This window comes from Polynucleobacter duraquae, from assembly GCF_000973625.1.
Taxonomy (GTDB): Bacteria; Pseudomonadota; Gammaproteobacteria; order Burkholderiales; family Burkholderiaceae; genus Polynucleobacter; species Polynucleobacter duraquae.
Map to the genome: position 1 here is coordinate 1,727,036 of NZ_CP007501.1, position 18,727 is coordinate 1,745,762.

16 protein-coding genes are annotated in these 18,727 nt (G+C 47.3%); 12 read left to right on the top strand and 4 right to left on the bottom strand.

What is annotated here, in order from left to right; translation table 11 throughout:
* The first annotated feature begins 13 nt into the window (after positions 1-13).
* Complete coding sequence (gene tldD, locus CL55_RS08895; RefSeq protein ID WP_082091921.1) at positions 14-1,504, top strand: metalloprotease TldD; 1,491 nt, start codon at positions 14-16, stop codon at positions 1,502-1,504.
* Positions 1,505-1,523: 19 nt separating this feature from the next.
* On the top strand, positions 1,524-2,648 hold the full coding sequence (locus CL55_RS08900) for a 3-deoxy-7-phosphoheptulonate synthase (protein WP_046330763.1): 1,125 nt from the start codon (positions 1,524-1,526) through the stop codon (positions 2,646-2,648).
* 52 nt (positions 2,649-2,700) lie between these two features.
* On the opposite strand, the gene CL55_RS08905 is transcribed toward CL55_RS08900, so the two are convergent.
* The gene (locus CL55_RS08905) at positions 2,701-3,270 is read right to left on the bottom strand and encodes a cob(I)yrinic acid a,c-diamide adenosyltransferase (RefSeq protein ID WP_046330764.1); all 570 of its coding nucleotides are present in this window, start codon (positions 3,268-3,270) and stop codon (positions 2,701-2,703) included.
* Between the two features lie 27 nt (positions 3,271-3,297).
* Between CL55_RS08905 and CL55_RS08910 the strand changes: the two genes are divergently transcribed.
* Genes CL55_RS08910 through proC form a run of 5 tightly spaced genes read left to right on the top strand, consistent with a single transcriptional unit; the run spans position 3,298 to position 8,846 of the window.
* A complete protein-coding gene (locus tag CL55_RS08910) occupies positions 3,298-4,803 on the top strand; it encodes an FAD-linked oxidase C-terminal domain-containing protein (protein ID WP_205621358.1) in 1,506 nt (501 codons plus the stop codon).
* Entirely contained in the window at positions 4,803-5,951 is a 1,149-nt protein-coding gene (gene glcE, locus CL55_RS08915; protein ID WP_046330765.1) for a glycolate oxidase subunit GlcE, read from the top strand. Before CL55_RS08910 ends, glcE begins: the two co-directional genes overlap by 1 nt.
* A gap of 32 nt (positions 5,952-5,983) precedes the next feature.
* Positions 5,984-7,264 (top strand): glycolate oxidase subunit GlcF, encoded by a 1,281-nt coding sequence (gene glcF, locus CL55_RS08920; protein WP_046330766.1) that lies wholly within the window; start codon positions 5,984-5,986, stop codon positions 7,262-7,264.
* Positions 7,261-7,986, top strand: coding sequence for a YggS family pyridoxal phosphate-dependent enzyme (locus CL55_RS08925; protein WP_046330767.1), 726 nt, complete (start codon positions 7,261-7,263; stop codon positions 7,984-7,986). The genes glcF and CL55_RS08925 overlap by 4 nt, the downstream gene beginning before the upstream one ends.
* Positions 7,983-8,846: a pyrroline-5-carboxylate reductase gene (proC, locus tag CL55_RS08930; RefSeq protein ID WP_046330768.1), complete on the top strand. Its 864-nt coding sequence runs from the start codon at positions 7,983-7,985 to the stop codon at positions 8,844-8,846. The genes CL55_RS08925 and proC overlap by 4 nt, the downstream gene beginning before the upstream one ends.
* Here the strand turns inward: proC and ubiA are convergent.
* Positions 8,829-9,680, bottom strand: a complete 852-nt coding sequence (gene ubiA, locus CL55_RS08935) for a 4-hydroxybenzoate octaprenyltransferase (protein ID WP_046330769.1) — start codon at positions 9,678-9,680, stop codon at positions 8,829-8,831. The genes proC and ubiA overlap by 18 nt on opposite strands.
* Positions 9,681-9,728: 48 nt before the next feature.
* On the bottom strand, positions 9,729-11,825 hold the full coding sequence (gene recG, locus CL55_RS08940) for an ATP-dependent DNA helicase RecG (protein WP_046330770.1): 2,097 nt from the start codon (positions 11,823-11,825) through the stop codon (positions 9,729-9,731).
* A gap of 30 nt (positions 11,826-11,855) precedes the next feature.
* On the opposite strand from recG, the gene queA reads away from it, so the two are divergent.
* The 5 genes from queA to secF all read left to right on the top strand — a co-directional run bounded on the left by queA (position 11,856) and on the right by secF (position 17,380).
* Entirely contained in the window at positions 11,856-12,902 is a 1,047-nt protein-coding gene (gene queA / locus CL55_RS08945) for a tRNA preQ1(34) S-adenosylmethionine ribosyltransferase-isomerase QueA (RefSeq protein WP_046330771.1), read from the top strand.
* Positions 12,899-14,056, top strand: coding sequence for a tRNA guanosine(34) transglycosylase Tgt (tgt, locus tag CL55_RS08950; RefSeq protein WP_046330772.1), 1,158 nt, complete (start codon positions 12,899-12,901; stop codon positions 14,054-14,056). The genes queA and tgt overlap by 4 nt, the downstream gene beginning before the upstream one ends.
* Before the next feature lie 134 nt (positions 14,057-14,190).
* Entirely contained in the window at positions 14,191-14,517 is a 327-nt protein-coding gene (yajC, locus tag CL55_RS08955; protein WP_046330773.1) for a preprotein translocase subunit YajC, read from the top strand.
* A 25-nt stretch (positions 14,518-14,542) separates the two neighbouring features.
* Positions 14,543-16,402 carry a protein translocase subunit SecD gene (gene secD / locus CL55_RS08960; RefSeq protein WP_046330774.1) on the top strand — a complete coding sequence of 620 codons (1,860 nt, stop codon included), beginning with the start codon at positions 14,543-14,545 and terminating at the stop codon, positions 16,400-16,402.
* A gap of 3 nt (positions 16,403-16,405) precedes the next feature.
* Positions 16,406-17,380 (top strand): protein translocase subunit SecF, encoded by a 975-nt coding sequence (gene secF / locus CL55_RS08965; RefSeq protein ID WP_046330775.1) that lies wholly within the window; start codon positions 16,406-16,408, stop codon positions 17,378-17,380.
* Here the strand turns inward: secF and CL55_RS08970 are convergent.
* Entirely contained in the window at positions 17,377-18,726 is a 1,350-nt protein-coding gene (locus CL55_RS08970) for a 3-deoxy-D-manno-octulosonic acid transferase (RefSeq protein WP_418054934.1), read from the bottom strand. The genes secF and CL55_RS08970 overlap by 4 nt on opposite strands.
* Between the last annotated feature and the right edge of the window lies 1 nt (position 18,727).

An 18,727-nucleotide genomic window follows, 5' to 3' on the forward strand; every position in this document is an offset into this window, starting at 1 on the left:
CAGCAAAATCAAGATGAAAGCACCAGAAGCATTATTTCCAAGTAATTGGACTAAGCCCAAGAAACAGGCCGATCTTCTCAAGCTGGCTAAATCCATTCTCCTTGAGCCGACCGGCCTTTCTGAGCAAGATTTGCATCACACCTTTGGCAATATGTTTACGCATCAGCTCGACGATGCTGACCTGTATTTCCAACACACCCGTAGCGAGAGCTGGAGCCTGGAAGAAGGTATTGTGAAATCCGGCAGCTTTAGTATTGATCAGGGTGTTGGTGTGCGCGCAATCTATGGAGATAAGACTGCCTTTGCTTACTCTGATGAAATTAATTTAGAGGCCCTAAATAAAGCAGCCAAATCTACTCGAGTAATTGGACCCCAAGGCGGTACACGTGCTGTTGCAAACAAAATCTTTACGCCGGTTTCCAACGGACTCTACTCAGACTTAAATCCTTTAGATTCACTAGCACCCCAAGAAAAAATTGCTTTACTCGAGGGTATTGAGCGTCGTGCAAAAGCGCGTGACCCACGGATCATTCAGGTGATGGCTAGTTTGGCTGGTGAGTTTGATGTGGTGCTCGTAGTTCGAGCTGATGGCCTATTAGCAGCTGATGTACGTCCACTCGTACGGGTATCAGTCCATGTGATTGCTGAACAAAATGGTCGACGCGAATCCGGATCCTCGGGCGGTGGCGCTCGTCATGATTATCACTACTTCAATACAGAACTAATTAACCAATATGTTGATGAGGCTGTTGATGGTGCACTGATTAATCTAGATTCTCGCCCTGCCCCAGCGGGCCCAATGACAGTAGTGATGGGACCAGGATGGCCTGGAGTATTACTACACGAAGCAGTAGGTCATGGCCTTGAGGGCGACTTTAATCGCAAAGGCTCGTCTGCTTTTGCTGGCTGTATTGGGCAGCGAGTTGCTGCTAAAGGTGTCACGGTAGTTGATGACGGAACACTCTCCGGTCGTCGCGGCTCACTCAATATCGATGATGAAGGCACCCCCACTCAATGCACCACCCTCATTGAAGATGGCATTTTGAAGGGCTACATTCAGGACAGCCTGAATGCCAGACTCATGAATATGCCTCTGACAGGCAATGGACGCCGCGAGAGTTTTGCCTCCCTACCGATGCCACGCATGACTAATACCTATATGTTGGCCGGCAAGGATGATCCCCAAGAAATCGTGGCCAGTATTAAACGCGGCCTTTACGCCGTCAACTTTGGGGGCGGTCAAGTCGACATTACAAGCGGTAAATTCGTATTTTCAGCCTCTGAAGCCTATTGGGTAGAAAACGGCAAAATTCAATATCCTGTCAAAGGCGCGACCATTATTGGTAGTGGCCCAGAGTCCTTAAAACAGGTCTCCATGATCGGAAATGACCTGAAATTAGACGGTGGTATCGGGGTTTGCGGCAAAGAGGGTCAGAGCGTTCCCGTGGGCGTTGGGCAGCCAACTTTACGCATCGATAGCCTGACTGTCGGAGGAACGGCTTAATACGGCTTAAAATAGCTGAATGAGCCAACAAAATACGAATCCCGCAAACTGGTACGCTGCCGTTGATAAAACGTCAGATACGGATGATCAACGCATTCACAACATTACTGTTCTGCCGCCACCAGAGCATCTGATTCGCTTCTTTCCGATTGCTGGAACACCTACAGAAGCACTCATCAGTAAGACACGTAAAAAGATTCGCGACATCATTCATGGAAAAGATGATCGCCTACTTGTCATCATCGGACCTTGCTCGATTCATGATCCTCGTGCAGCACTAGAGTATTGCCAAAGACTAATCACAGAGCGTGATCGTTTTGCAGGTGAACTTGAAATTGTGATGCGAGTCTATTTTGAAAAGCCACGCACTACTGTTGGTTGGAAGGGCTTGATTAACGACCCGTACTTGGATGAGAGCTATCGCATTGAAGAAGGCTTACGCATGGCTCGCCAAGTGTTGATGGAAATTAATCGCCTAGGCATGCCTGCAGGTAGCGAATTTTTAGATGTGATTTCTCCGCAATATATTGCAGATCTGATTTCTTGGGGCGCTATTGGTGCACGCACAACCGAGAGTCAGGTGCATCGTGAATTAGCTTCAGGCCTCTCGGCACCAATCGGATTTAAGAATGGCACTGATGGCAATATCAAGATTGCTACCGACGCCATTCAGGCAGCTAGTCGTCCACACCATTTCTTATCAGTTCACAAGAATGGTCAAGTATCTATTGTGGAAACTAAAGGCAATAAAGACTGTCACGTTATTTTACGTGGTGGTAAAGAGCCTAACTATGAAGCGCAATATGTGCAAGCAGCCTGCTCTGAGCTTGAAGCAGCCAAGCTTCCAGCCAGTTTGATGGTTGACTTATCGCACGCAAACTCTAGCAAAAAACATGAGCGTCAAATTGTGGTGGCAGAAAATATTGCTGAGCAAATTGAATCTGGCTCAAAGCAAATTTTTGGTGTCATGATTGAAAGTCATCTTAACGATGGCGCACAAAAATTCTCGCCTGGAAAAGATGATCCAAACAAATTGGAATATGGCAAGAGTATTACGGATGCTTGCATTAACTGGGAAGACTCAGTCAATGTGTTGCAACGCTTGGCTTTAGCTGTCAAGAACCGCAGAAAAGCAAAGAAATAATGAGTTAAGAAAATAAAGTGGATCTGCTTTATTAATCCTAAAAGAGACTAATTTATTTAGTCTCTTTTTTTTCGTGCTTCCATAGAACGTCTTGACCACCCGCCGCACGATTGAGTACCCGCGCTAATACAAACAATAGATCTGATAAGCGATTGACGTATTGACGCGGGGCATCGTATAAAGGCTCCTCCCAACCCAAGCGCACAATCGATCTCTCCGCCCGTCTACAGACCGTGCGACAGACATGAGCTTGAGAAGCTGCGCGAGTGCCGCCTGGAAGAATAAATTCAGTCAGAGGAGGCAAAGTCGCATTGTATTTTTCAAGCCAAATATCCAAATGAGCTACCTGCTCTGGCTTGAGTAGGGTGTAATTGGGAATACAGAGCTCCCCACCTAAGTCGAATAAGTCATGCTGTACTTGCAAAAATAGACTTTTGAACTCCTCTGCAAGACTTTCGGGGATCGATTCAGTCATCAAAACCCCGATTTCAGAGTTCAATTCATCGATATCGCCCATGGCGCAAATGCGCAAATGATCCTTTTCGACCCGACTACCATCGCCAAGTCCGGTCATGCCTGCATCACCAGTTCTGGTGGCTATTTTTGAAAGTCGATTTCCCATAAAACTAATTATAGGTAAATGGCTAAAATGATTCCTATGAATATGGTGACCCCACCCCCCGAACTAGCGGCTATTACCGCCCTGCAATCCAAATTGGTATCGGCCCTGCGCCCTATCCTCCCCGAACATGCCTTGTTGTGGGAGCCCGAGGACACCATTCCTTATGAATGCGATGGCCTCGCAGCCTATCGACGTATGCCCCTGGCAGTAGCTCTGCCAGAAACTGAGGAGCAGGTTGTTCAGATTCTGAAGACTTGCTTTGCGATGCAAGTGCCCATTGTCCCCCGTGGGTCTGGGACTGGATTATCTGGTGGTGCTATGCCCATATCTCAGGGTTTAGTGCTTTCACTTGCCAAACTCAAAAAGATTATCAATATTGATCCATTCACCAGAACTGCAGTTGTGCAACCGGGCGTTCGTAATTTAGCGATTTCCGAAGCAGTAGCCCATCTCGGACTGTATTACGCTCCAGACCCATCCTCACAGATCGCTTGCTCTATTGGCGGAAATGTCAATGAAAACTCCGGCGGTGTGCACTGCCTCAAATACGGCTTGACGCTTCACAACGTTTTGAAAGTGCGTGGCATCTTGATGAACGGTGAGATCGTAGAGTTCGGTAGTCTTGCACCCGACTCTCCGGGACTTGATTTATTGGCGATCGTGATGGGCAGTGAAGGCATGCTTGCTGTAGTGACCGAAGTTACAGTAAAGTTGGTTGCTAAACCCAAGTTGGCGCGAGTCATTATGGCTAGCTTTGACGATATTGAAAAAGGTGCCGATGCAGTAGCGGCCATCATTGCCGCCGGGATTATTCCAGCTGGTCTGGAAATGATGGACAAAGCCACCACTCGCGCAGTAGAAGAATTTGTTCATGCAGGATATGACCTTGAAGCCGAAACTATTCTGCTTTGCGAATCCGACGGCACGCCTGAAGAGGTTGCAGAAGAGATTGAGCGTATGACTAAAGTTCTAGAGCAAGCTGGCGCTAGCGGCATTCAGATTTCTCAGAATGAAGCAGAGCGCCTGAAGTTTTGGAGCGGTCGTAAAAATGCTTTTCCAGCAGCAGGCCGCTTAGCAGCCGACTACTACTGCATGGATGGCACCATCCCGCGCAGAAATATTGGCACACTACTAAAACGTATTCAGGGCATGGAAAAGAAATATGGCCTTGTCTGCTTAAATGTATTTCATGCAGGTGATGGCAATATGCATCCCCTCATTTTATTTAACGGTGCTGATCAGGATGAGTGGCATCGCGCCGAAGAATTTGGTACTGAAATTTTAGAAGCTTGTGTTGAGCTTAATGGCACGATTACTGGTGAGCACGGTGTTGGTATTGAAAAAATTAACTCCATGTGTATTCAATTTGGGGAAGGTGAACGTGAATCATTTTGGGGTGTTAAATCAGCATTCGATCCAGAGCGACTATTAAATCCTGACAAGGCTATTCCTACTTTGAATCGCTGCGCTGAATATGGTCGCATGCGGATTAGTGGTGGCAACTTACCGCATCCTGAGTTGGAGCGCTTTTAATGTCGACAGCTAGCAATACCAATATTGATCTATTTCGCGAGCAAATTTTGGCAGCAGTTAAAAACAAAACTCCTTTATCCATTGAAGGCGGCGGCACAAAGTCTTGGTATGGGAATGCTAATTCTTATGCCAAGTTAAATACCCGCACTTACTCTGGAATTCTGGAATACCAGCCTGAAGAGCTCGTGATCACTGCGTGCGCCGGCACACCACTAAAAGAAATTGAAGCTGCTTTAGCCGATAAGAATCAAATGTTGGCATTTGAGCCACCCCACTTTGGTGAGGACGCAACTTTTGGTGGAACCATCGCTGCAGGCTTAGCAGGTCCAGGGCGTATTAGCGCGGGTAATTTACGTGATTTTGTTCTAGGAGTTCGTATTCTTGATGGTAAAGGTCAAGACTTATCCTTTGGCGGCAAGGTGATGAAGAATGTTGCGGGATATGATGTCTCACGCTTGTTACCTGGGTCAATGGGAACCTTGTCGCTGTTACTAGAGGCTTCTGTCAAAGTATTACCGCGACCAGCTGCTACAACATCTCTTCGTTGCAACATTACCCAAGCACGCGCACTGCAACTCGTAAATGAATGGGCAGGGCAACCTTTACCGCTCTCGGCAAGCTGCTGGATCGGAAGCTCAACAGGTGGAGATGGTGAACTCACTATTCGCTTAGCCGGTGCCGCTGCTGCAGTCAAAGCGGCGATTCCGATTATGGGCGCAGCTGTCAACGCAAAAGAATTAGACACTCAATTTGCTTCAGAATTTTGGGCTGCTTTGCGCGAACAACAATTAGCTGTTTTTTCAATCCTGAACAGTGATGAGACTTTGTATCGTCTCGCACTTCCAGCCGCCTGCGGACCACTCACTCTAGAGAATATCAGCGGTGACATTGCTTTGGAATGGCATGGCCAGCAACGTTGGCTAAAGGCGCCAGGTGATGATGCTACTTTTGCATCCATCAAAACCTTAGCTAGTGCTCATGGCGGGCATGCAACTCGTTTTAAGCAAGGGAGTAATGTTGATCTGGGCAAGCAACGCTTTACCCTTTTGAGCGAGCAAGCGCACTCAACTGCTTTAGAGGCAGTACAAGCACGCCTCAGAACCGCCTTTGATCCTGCGGGCATATTTGCTACTTCACGTCTTCCCTAAGCATCTCTTTTAGCCCCTCTTTTAGCGCTCTTATGCAAACTCAACTCGCCCCCCAATTTGTCAATACCCCTGAAGGTATTGAAGCTGCCAGAATTCTTGGTAAATGTGTGCACTGTGGCTTCTGCACAGCGACATGCCCCACCTATCAATTGCTTGGTGATGAGCTCGATGGTCCTCGAGGTCGCATCTACCTCATTAAGCAAATGGCGGAAGGCCAAGCCCCTACTGAAAAAACACGTCTGCATTTGGATCGCTGCCTGACTTGCCGCAATTGCGAAAGTACTTGTCCAAGTGGTGTGCAATATGGCAACTTAGTCGATATTGGTCGCAAGTGGGCAGAAGAAAATACTCCCGAGCGCCCTCTTAGTCAGCGCCTCACCCGCTGGGCTCTGAAAGAGGGTTTAACCAGTCCTAAGTTATTTAATTCAGCGATGGCTATTGGCCGCTTAGTTCGACCACTCATGCCCACTGGTATACAGCGCAAGATTCCGGAAGCTAAAAATAAAGCGCTCAATACAAATACGGATCCCTATGCAAGGCCACAGACTAGCCACTCACGCAAGATGCTATTGCTTGAGGGTTGCGTTCAACCTGGCATGCTGCCAAATATCAACTCAGCAACTGCACGTGTTTTAGATGCGCTCAAGATTGAATTAATTTCTGCACCTAACGCCACTTGCTGTGGTGCATTGCGTTACCACTTAAATGATCAAGCTGGCGGCTTAGAAAATGCCAAACAAAATATCGATGCTTGGTGGCCGCAAGTTGAGCAAGGCATTGAAGCTATTGTGATGACTGCTTCTGGTTGTGGTGTGATGGTCAAAGATTATGGCCATCTATTTTCGAGTGACCCAAAATATGCCGCTAAGGCTAAGACTATCTCCGATCTCACTAAAGATATTTCAGAAATCTTGCAAGCGCTTCAAGAAGAGCTTGTTGCTCTAGTGGGTGTTGATCCAAAACCTGGTGTGGTGTATCACCCTCCCTGCACGCTGCAACATGGCCAACAAATTCGCGGCAAGGTAGAGGGCCTTTTGGCTGGTATTGGCATTGGAGTGCGCTTATGCGCTGATAGCCATCTCTGCTGTGGCTCAGCAGGAACTTATTCAGTAACCCAGCCAGAACTCTCAGAACAGTTACGCCATAACAAACTAACTCACCTCAATGCTGCCTGCGAAGAGTCTGGCGCACAAGTGATTGTTTCCGGAAATATTGGCTGTATCACCCACCTTCAACAAGAGGACACTCCAGTTCTGCATTGGATTGAGATTGTTGACCAACTCATTCATCAACAAAGTCAAATCCAATCATGAGTCAAGTCACCACCAAGCTCATGATGCTGAGGCAGAGGCTTGAGCTGGCAGCTTTGGCTGCTAAACGTGAGCCAGAGGATATTCAGCTTCTCGCTGTCAGTAAAACCTTTCCCGCTATAGCGGTTGAGGAGGCCATGCATGCCGGGCAAACTGCCTTTGGTGAAAATTATGCCCAAGAAGGTGTTGAAAAAATTCAGCAGCTATCTAAATTGCGCCCTTGGCTTGAGTGGCACTTTATTGGCCCACTACAAAGCAACAAGACACGCGATGTTGCAGAACACTTTGACTGGGTGCATAGTATTGATCGCCTCAAAATCGCAGAACGCCTTTCTACTCAACGTGGAGAATTTTCTAACCTAGGCCCATTGCAAGTTTGCGTTCAAATTAATGTTAGCGAAGAGGACAGTAAAAGCGGCATTTCTCTCGAAGAGGTTGATGCTCTTTGCGATGCGATTTCCAAATTACCTCATTTAGCTCTTCGCGGACTCATGGCAATTCCTGCACCTAGCGATGACGTTAGCCAACAACATCAATCTTTTGCAGCCGTTCGAGAGTGTTTCGTCGGAATTAAGGCAAAACACAGTAATGATGTTGGGTTTGATTTCTTTGATACGCTCTCCATGGGGATGTCTGATGATCTGGAGGCTGCAATCACTGAAGGCAGCACCATGGTACGTATAGGTAGCGCGATTTTTGGGAAGCGCGATAAGATCAAGGCATGAGCACACAACAAATAAACCAAAACGTCCACATCACCTTCATTGGCGGCGGCAATATGGGCCGCGCTTTAATTAGCGGCTTATTGAGCAATGGTTTTGAGGCTAATCAATTATCTGTAGTCGAGGCCAATGCTAGTACTGGCTTGCAATTGCATCAAGATTTTGGTGTGCAGATCATTGGTACTTTGGATCAAATTAATTTTGACTTCTCCAAAAATAATGTCGTAGTGATGGCCATTAAGCCTCAGGACTTCAATGTAGTAGCCAAGTCTTTAAATGCAAAACTCAAGCATGCGACCGCACCAGGCCCACTCATTCTCAGCATAGCCGCCGGCATTCGCCTCAAAGACATGAGTCGTTGGCTTGATCATGAGCGTTGTGTGCGTGCGATGCCCAATACTCCAGCATTAATTGGTAAGGGCATTACTGGGCTATTCGCTGATGCTGCGGTCAATGCATCTGACCGCGCCCTTGCGGAAACGATTTGCAATGCAGTAGGTCAAGCAGTTTGGGTGAGTGAAGAAAAACTCATGGACGCTGTTACTGCTGTTTCTGGCAGCGGCCCTGCCTATGTTTTTGCTTTCTTGGAGGCTATGCAATCGAGTGGCGAGAAACTTGGACTGGACTCAGCCACCGCTCGCAAACTTGCCTATGCCACTTTAGAGGGTGCTACACAATTAGCTCACAACTCAGATGAGTATGCAGGCGTATTGCGTGAACGCGTCACTTCCAAGGGTGGCACTACTGCTGCTGCACTGGATATACTCAAGCAACTCGATTGGCATGGTGCGCTTGAAAAGGCAGTTGATGCAGCCAGTCAACGTGGCAAGGCAATGGGTGATGAATTAGGTAAGACCCAGTAGGATTCCCAGAAATAGGAATCCGCCCAACCAGTTATTGTGGCGAAATGCCTTAAAGCAATCTTCCCGTTTACGACTAGCCACTAACTTCAGGTGATATAGAGCACAAGCTACAGCAAAGCACCAACCCACCCAAAAGAAATTATTCAGATTAGCTAATTGAGCGACCCAAATCTGACTCAGAAATAGCAGGGCATAACTCAAGGCAATTGCTAAAACATCAAATCGACCAAAGGTAATGGCCGAGGTGCGCAAACCTAAACGTAAATCATCATCACGATCAACCATGGCATAAGCTGTATCGTAAGCAATCGCCCAGAAGATATTGCCAACAAACAAAACCCAAGCCTCCATTGGAATGAAATCCAATATGGCGGCATAGGCCATCGGAATACCAAAACCAAAGGCAATACCAAGAACTGCTTGCGGAATCGCAAAGAAACGTTTGGTGAAAGGGTAAATAATCGCAACCGCTAAGGCAAAGAAAGAGAGCTCTTGAGTTAAAGCATTCAGGGGTTGAATAAGTAAGTAAGCTATCAATGCCAAAGTGGCTGCCACAGCCAGCGCCTCTTTTCCAGAAATCTTGCCACTCGTAATGGGGCGATCTCTAGTTCTTAAAACATGGCGATCAAAATCTTGATCCGCATAGTCATTCATAGCGCACCCGGCACTGCGCATTAAAAATGTTCCCAAGATAAAAATAATGAGTAGATGCCAATCGGGAAAGCCGCTACTTGCTAGCCAAAGTGCCCATAAAGTTGGCCACAATAAAAGTAGCGTTCCGATTGGTTTATCCAGACGGATTAGGTAAGCGTAAGCAATAATACGATCGCGCATCAGATCAATAGTCTTTCTTTATTCGCAATCATAGTCATAGTGCAATTATCAAGCTTTTAGAAACTCAGTACGAGAGCCAAGCCAACGCTCAAGATGTCTTTCAACTAAGTCGGCATGCTCAGCTAACAGACGCTCTGCTGCTGTCTGAGCTAACTCAATCAGCCATGCATCACGTTGAAGGTCGACAAATCGCAACATAGCATCCCCAGATTGCTTGGCGCCCAATAATTCACCTGGGCCACGAAGCGATAAGTCGCGCTCTGCTATTACGAATCCGTCTGACGTTTCTCGTAAAGTTTGTAGGCGCTCTTTAGCCGCCATGGATAGTGGCTCTGCATACATCAAGATACAGACTGAATCTGCCGAACCGCGCCCAACACGCCCTCGTAACTGATGAATCTGCGCATAGCCAAATCGTTCTGCATGTTCAATCACCATGAGTGCTGCATTGGGCACATCCACGCCAACTTCAATCACCGTTGTCGCCACCAAGAGCTGGATTTCATTGGCTTTGAAAGCTGCCATCACTGCAGCCTTCTCCTCGCTCTTCAAGCGCCCATGTACTAGACCAACCTTAAAGTTCGGAAGTGCCTGTGTGAGCTGCTCAAAACTTTCAACTGCGGTTTGCAATTGCAAGACTTCAGACTCTTCAATCAAAGGACAAACCCAATAGGCTTGTAATCCCTTAACCAACCAATCATGCAGTCCTCCAATCACTTCATCTCTGCGCGCCGCCTTCACTACCTTAGTGGCAATCGGTTTTCGTCCTGGAGGCAATTCATCTATTACTGAAACATCCAGATCAGCGTAATAGGTCATTGCCAGAGTCCGTGGAATCGGAGTAGCCGACATCATTAATTGGTGGCAATAAAACAGTTCCGAGCTAACGCGTTGCTGAATTTCTAAGCGCTGCCTTACGCCAAATCGATGTTGCTCATCAATGACTGCTAAACCCAACTTCGCAAAACTCACCTTATCCTGAATGAGTGCATGTGTACCAATAATGAGTTGCGCCTCACCGCTCTCAATCATTTCTTGTGCAAGTCGTTTTTCCTTAGCTTTCAAGCTGCCCGAGAGCCATGCAATCTTTACCCCTATAGGTCCAAACCACTCCTGCATTTTGAGATAGTGTTGCTCCGCCAGAATTTCTGTCGGGGCCATGATGGCAGCTTGATAACCATGATCCATGGCACGCGCAGCAGCCAATGCTGCAATCACTGTTTTGCCACTACCCACATCACCTTGCAATAAGCGATTCATTGGAAAAGTATTTGATAGGTCGTATCCAATTTCAGACCAGACTCGAGCTTGGGCACCAGTTAGCTCGAAGAGTAAGATTTTAAGCAAGCCTTCTTCAATGCTGTTTTTTGTTTTGCTTGTTTTACTGAGCTTACTTGCCTGCTGCCCCTTCACAAAACTAGGGGCACGCCTTTCTCTCCGGATAGCATGCGCCCGCTTTAAAGAAATCTGCTGGGCCAGCAATTCTTCAAACTGCACGCGGCGCCAAGCGGGATGAGTGCGCTCTAAAAGTGATTGGGTATTGGTATCGGCAGGTGGCTGGTGCAAATAGGTAATGGCATCTTGCAGCGGTGGCCAATCATTTTTTGGCAGAATTTCTGCCATGAGTGTGGATGGTAAAAATTCTGCCAAACTATTTTTGAGACTAGCATCCTGCAGAGCCTTAAGCACCGCCTTACGAATCATGGTTTGTGAGATACCAGCACTAGCTGGATAGACGGGAGTCAAGCTCGCCGGCAATGGTGCTTCTGGAATAACTGCACGAACAGTAGGGTGAACTATCTCCGCGCCTTGATAGCCCTCTCGAATTTCACCCCGCACTCGGATGTGATTACCGACTGCCATTTGCTTTTGTTGGCTAGGATAGAAATTGAGAAAGCGTAGTTGTAGCGAAGCAGTATCGTCCTCAATCGTGACCAATAGCTGTCTTCTGGGGCGAAACATCACCTGATTGCGAATCACGACGCCCTGAGTCTGAATCGAATGAAATCTCCCAAGGCCCAAGGCCTCTTCAATGGTAAAGAGCTCAGTCTCGTCCTCGTAGCGGGATGGCAGATGCAAAGCAAGTGCCATAGGGCTATTTAAACCCATCTTTTCGAGTGCAGTTGGCGGTCGCTTAGTCGTCATCGTTAAAATCCAATACCTGATGGTAATGCTATGCAACTTTCCGACTTCAATTACGACCTTCCGCCCGAACTGATTGCCCAGCACCCGCTAGCAAATAGAACGGATAGTCGCCTCTTAGAGCTCAATATAGAGGGGGGTAATGTCGCCCAATTAATTGATCGACAGTTCCCAGACATTCTGAAGCTAATGAAAACTGGGGATTTACTCGTCTTTAATGACACCAAGGTAATTCCTGCTCGCCTACATGGCAAAAAGGAGACGGGTGGCAATGTAGAACTCTTGATTGAGCGCATCAGCGGAGATAAACAAGCCTGGGTACAAATCAGAGCCTCTAAGGTTCCTAAGACCGGCAGCATTGTTCATGTACACAATCAGGCTGGAGAAACCTTCCCCGTCGAAATGATTGGCCATGATGGCCGATTCTATGAAGTGCGCTTCCCCGAGAATGTGTTGGATTTGCTGGAGCGATTCGGTGAATTACCTCTACCACCCTACATCGAGCATCAACCAGATCAAGAGGATGCCAATCGCTATCAAACTGTTATCGCCAAGAATCCGGGTGCTGTAGCAGCTCCTACTGCAGGCTTGCACTTTGATGAAACCATTCTTCAGCAACTGAGTGAGCTCGGCGTTCAACAGGCCACAGTCACTCTACATGTGGGCGCAGGCACCTTTACACCGGTTCGCGAAGAAGATCTCTCTAAACACAAGATGCATTACGAGTGGTTTTCAATTCCTGCAGAAACTCTTGCAGCAATTAAGACCACCCAACAGGCAGGCGGTAGAGTCATTGCAGTTGGCACGACCAGTCTACGCGCCCTAGAGAGTCAGGCTCAAACCCAGCAGGTTACTGGCGAAACGAATTTATTTATTACACCTGGTTATACATTCAAAACCGTAGATTGCTTACTGACTAACTTTCATCTGCCAAAATCGACTCTACTGATGTTGGTGAGCGCCTTTGCTGGTGTAGACAATATCCGCAATGCCTATCAACATGCTATTCAGAATAAATATCGCTTTTTTAGCTACGGCGATGCGATGTTCTTAAGTCGCCTTAACTCAATAAGCTCATGACAAAACCTGTGCACTTTAATATCCTCGCGCGTGACTCTGCCAGCCCTGCACGCCTTGGCCAGCTTGACCTCCCCCACGGCAGTGTTCAAACGCCAATCTTTATGCCGGTAGGGACTTATGGCACCGTGAAGGCGATGACCCCACGGGATCTGCATGAGGCTAAAGCCCAAATTATTTTAGGTAACACCTTTCATTTATGGCTGCGGCCCGGTTTAGATGTTGTGAAGAAGCATGGTGGCTTGCACCGCTTCATGGGCTGGGATAAGCCCATCCTCACTGACTCTGGTGGCTTTCAGGTTTTCAGCCTGGGAGCCCTGAGAAAAATCTCAGAGGAAGGCGTGACCTTTGCCTCCCCGATCAATGGCGATAAATTATTTATGTCTCCAGAAGTGTCAATGGAAATTCAGGCGGTCCTCAATAGCGATATCGCGATGCAGTTTGATGAGTGCACCCCTTACGAAGTCAAAGGACAGGCAACCTCAGAGAAAACTGCACGCGCCTCATTAGAGATGTCACTTCGTTGGGGTGATCGCTCCTTAAAACGCTTTCGCGAGCTCGAGACTGGTAACGGCCTTTTTGGCATCGTCCAAGGCGGCATGTTTGAAAATCTCCGTGAGTTCTCCCTAGATGCCGTCAGTCAGCAGGGCTTTGATGGCATTGCCATTGGCGGCCTCTCGGTTGGTGAGCCAAAGCCCGAGTTTGAGCGCATTCTCAATTTCACAGCTCCTAAGCTACCAGAGCACATGCCCCATTACCTGATGGGGGTTGGAACACCTGAAGACTTGATGCTAGGCGTTAGTCTGGGCATTGATATGTTTGACTGCGTCATGCCGACCCGCAATGCTCGCAATGGCTGGCTCTTTACCCGCTTTGGTGATCTCAAGCTGCGTAATTCAGGGTACAAGGACGATGATCGCCCTGTCGATCCTACTTGTTCTTGCTATACCTGTAAAAACTTCACCAGATCCTACTTAAATCACCTCCAAAAGGCGAATGAGATCCTGGGGTCGCAGCTCAACACCATCCATAATCTTTCTTATTACCTACAGCTGATGGAGGAGGTCCGAGAATCTCTGGCTAAAGACCGTTTTAGCGCCTATCGTGAGGAATTTCATCGGAATCGCCAGCGCGGCGTAGAGCCCGGACAGGATTAATGGCCTTAGGAGCATAAATAAGCCCTCAGAGCCTCATACAGTTTAGAATTGCGGGTTTACGGCTTCGCTTTAAAAGCCTAAAACTGAAGCAGTTCCCAAAGCAGTTCTCAACTGGTAATTAATGGAGGTTTTGTATGTGGATTAGTAACGCTTTTGCCCAGGCTCCAGCCGCGGGTGCAGATTCTGGTGGATTGATGAGCTTCCTTCCCCTCGTGTTGATGTTCGCAGTGTTGTACTTCATCATGATTCGTCCTCAAATGAAGCGTCAAAAAGAAACTAAAGCAATGCTGGAGTCTCTTGCTGTTGGCGATGAGGTAGTGACTGTTGGCGGCATCATGGGCAAAGTAACTGCATTAAAAGACCCGGTAGTCACTGTTGAAATAGCTACCGGTACTGAAGTACAAATGCAAAAAGGCTCCATCACAGCAGTATTGCCAAAAGGCTCATTGAAGTCTGCTTAATACGCTTGTTTAAAAGTATCTCAATATGAATCGCTACCCTCTCTGGAAATACATAGTCATCCTCTTTGCTTTATTGATTGGAGGACTATATTCATTACCCAATTTCTTCGGAGAGGCTCCAGCGGTTCAAGTCTCGTCCGCCAAGCCAACCATCAAGGTTGATTTGGCGACACAGTCTCGAGTCGAAAAGATCCTGGCTGATGACAACATTGGTAATACCGGCATCTTCTTTGAATCTACAGGCAATGTAGGCTCAATCAAAATTCGTTTTAACAATACTGACATCCAACTTCGTGCACGCGACTTGCTGCAACAGAAATTGAACATCGATCAAAACGAACCTAATTTCACAGTCGCATTAAACTTACTCTCCAACACACCAAGCTGGTTAAGCGCACTCAATGCCTTACCGATGCCCCTTGGCCTTGACTTACGTGGCGGCGTGTACTTCTTGCTACAAGTGGACATGAAAGGCGCAGTTCAAAAGAAGGTTACTTCTTTAGCAACAGATATTCGTAGTCAACTGCGTGACAAATCGATTCGTCAACAAGGTATCGAGCGAGGCCAAGACTCTATCACTTTAACTTTCGGCAGCACTGAAGATGCTGAAAAAGCACGCTCTGTCTTGATGACTAGCCAGCCTGATCTGACCTGGCAAGTGAGGCCTACCGGCTTGTCTCCAAAACTGGTTGGCGAATTTAAACCGACTGCCTTAAAAGAAATTCAAGATAACGCAGTAAAACAAAATATCGTCACACTCAATAAGCGCGTTAATGAGTTAGCCGTTAAAGAGCCTGTGATTCAACAACAAGGTGCAGAGCGAATTGTGGTGCAGCTTCCTGGTGTGCAAGATACTGCGCGCGCTAAGGACATCATTGGTCGCACCGCAACTTTAGAGTCTAGACTAGCCGACCCAATCGTTTCGACTATCGCCATTGGTGAGACCCCACCTCCAGGTATGGATGTATTCCGCTTTGGTGAGAACCGTCAGGGCGTATTCAAAAAATCGGTCATCTTCAGTGGTGATCGCATTACTGATGCCAGCGCTGGCTTCGATCAAAACCAACGCCCTGCAGTCAATATCTCTTTAGATGCTGCTGGTGGTCGCGTCATGCAAGAAGTGACCCGTGAAAACATCGGCAAACCGATGGGCATGATTTTGTTTGAAAAAGGTAAAGGTGAGGTTCTTACGATTGCCACGATTCAAGGTGAGTTTGGCTCTAAGTTTCAAATTACTGGCCAACCAACTACCGAGAGTGCAAATGACTTAGCACTCTTGTTGCGCGCTGGCTCATTAGCAGCGCCAATGGAAATCATTGAAGAGCGCACGATTGGACCAAGCCTAGGTGCAGAGAATATTGAGAAGGGCTTTAAATCTCTGATCATTGGCTTTGGAGCAATCTCTATTTTCATGATTGCTTACTACCTCTTATTTGGTACTTTCTCAGTAATAGCCCTAGCAGTGAACTTGCTACTCTTAATTTCTGTATTGTCGATGCTGCAAGCCACCTTAACACTGCCAGGTATCGCTGCGATGGCATTGGCGCTAGGTATGGCAATTGACTCTAACGTGTTAATCAACGAACGTATTCGTGAGGAGCTGCGTAATGGTGCTGCCCCACAAACTGCGATTGCCATTGGCTTTGATAAAGCATGGGCAACGATCTTGGATTCAAACGTCACCACCTTAATCGCTGGTCTTGCATTGCTGGCATTTGGCTCTGGACCGATTAAAGGCTTTGCGGTAGTACATTGCCTTGGTATTTTGACTTCGATGTTTTCAGCAGTCTTTTTCTCACGTGGCCTGGTTAACCTTTGGTACGGCAGAGGTAAAAAAGTTCAGAAACTCGCTATCGGCCAAGTTTGGCGATCACAGGAGAAATAAGTCATGGAATTTTTCCGAATTAAAAAAGACATTCCTTTTATGCGCCATGCACTGGCGCTGAACGCAGTTTCTCTCATCACCTTCTTCGCAGCCGTTTTCTTCCTTTGGCAAAACGGTCTTCACTTATCAATTGAGTTCACTGGCGGCACAGTGATGGAAGTGTCTTATCCACAAACAGCCCCTCTAGATTCAATCAGATCTAAGGTAGAAAAACTGGGTTACTCCGATACCCAGATTCAGAATTTTGGTAGCTCGCGTGATGTGATGATTCGCCTGCCACTCCAAAAAGATGCCGAAGGCAAAATAATTTCCTCTGCAGATCAAAGTGCATCAGTCATGGAGGCGCTTGAGCCAGCTACTTCAGGTGTAAAACTGCAACGTGTCGAGTTTGTTGGTCCACAGGTTGGACGTGAGCTGGCAATAGATGGATTGATGGCACTGCTATTTGTGATCATTGGTATTGTGGTGTACCTCTCCTTCCGCTTTGAGTGGAAATTTGCAGTCGCAGGCATCATCGCAAACTTACATGACATCGTGATTATTCTTGGCTTCTTTGCCTTCTTCCAGTGGGAGTTCTCACTCTCTGTTCTGGCTGCGGTATTGGCTGTATTAGGTTACTCAGTAAATGAGTCCGTGGTGATCTTTGACCGTATTCGCGAAAACTTTCGTAAGTATCGCAAGATGAGTACTTCCGAGATTATTGATAACGCCATTACCAGCACAATCAGCCGTACCGTGATTACTCACGGCAGTACGGAGATGATGGTTTTGGCAATGTTGATTTTTGGTGGCCCCACCCTCTTTTACTTTGCCTTAGCGCTTACTATTGGTATTTTGTTTGGTATTTACTCTTCAGTATTCGTGGCAGCAGCTCTAGCCATGTGGCTTGGCGTAACCCGCGAAGATTTAGTGAAGGGTGATAAAAAGCCGGATGATGTTACACGCAACGATGATCCCAACTTTGGGGCTCAGATTTAATCTTTCAATCTGAGTTCGTTTGAATTCTCAAGGGCGGCCATAATCTTTTGGGTCGCACCTTGATGCTCGAGCGCATAAGACTTCGCAGCGCTCGACATCTTTGCCAATTCAGCGGTATTCAACAGCAACTCTTTTAAAGCATCCATGAGGGCTACAGAATCTCTCAAGCTGAAATCTCCCTCAATACGCTTTGCAGCACCCATCTCAATGGCATCTAAAGTAGCTTGTTGGAAGTTATAGGTATGCTCACCGAGTACTACTGGGCAACCGGCAGCACAAGCCTCAATGAGATTTTGACCACCAAAGGGAAGTAGGCTGCCGCCCATGACTACTAAGTCAGCAGCGCTGTAATACATCGGCATCTCACCCATTGAGTCACCCAGAATCACATCTACGCTGGCATCGTCCTTTGGCGTCTCAAGCCATTCGGTACGGCATCGAAATGTCAGACCCGCATCCTCAATTTGATTAGCTACTTCAGAGAAGCGCTCAGGATGACGTGGGACTAAACAGAGCAATGGGGCAATCTCAAAAGTGTTGCCAAGCAAGAGATTCTTCCAAGCCTTGAGAATGATTGCCTCTTCACCATCACGAGTGCTAGCAGCACAGACCATCAAGCGTTGTTTGCTATGGAGTTCTTGCTTCCAAGCTTGACCTTGCTGAACTAAGCTAGGATCAAGTGGCACATCAAACTTCAGGTTGCCAACAATCTTGACTTGTTTTACGCCAAGACTACGATACCGATCAGCATCTAATTGTGTTTGAGCCAAGATACCTGAAAATGCTTGGAATAAAGACCTTCCCACATTACCAAATCGCTTCACACGACGAGCACTTCGTTCAGATAGGCGTGCGTTTACTAAAAATAATGGCAGGCCAATTTCTGCACAATAAAACACCATGGTTGGCCAAGCTTCGGTCTCCATAAATAAACCGAGCTTGGGTTTAAATGCGCGAATGAAATTAGTAACAGACCAGCAGAGGTCATAGGGCAGATAAACCTGACGCAATTGACCCGCAGTAATCGCTCCTTCAAATAGAGCCTTGCCAGTGCGGCGACCATTTAGCGTCATATGCGTCAACAGAATCGTCTCGCCACGAGCTAGATAAGCTTCCACCAAAGGTTGAGCCGCTCTAGTCTCACCAACAGATACCGCATGAATCCATACAGATCCCTGAGTATTTTTCTTGCCATAAGCAAAACCCAAACGCTCAGAGAAGTGATGTAAATATTCCGAAGAGTGGCGTGTGCGCCAAGCTAGGCGAATAAATGCAAAAGGCAGAAGTAGATGCCAAAGCAGTTGATAAACAGCAAACCAGATCTTGGGGCGAGCACCGTATTGCAAA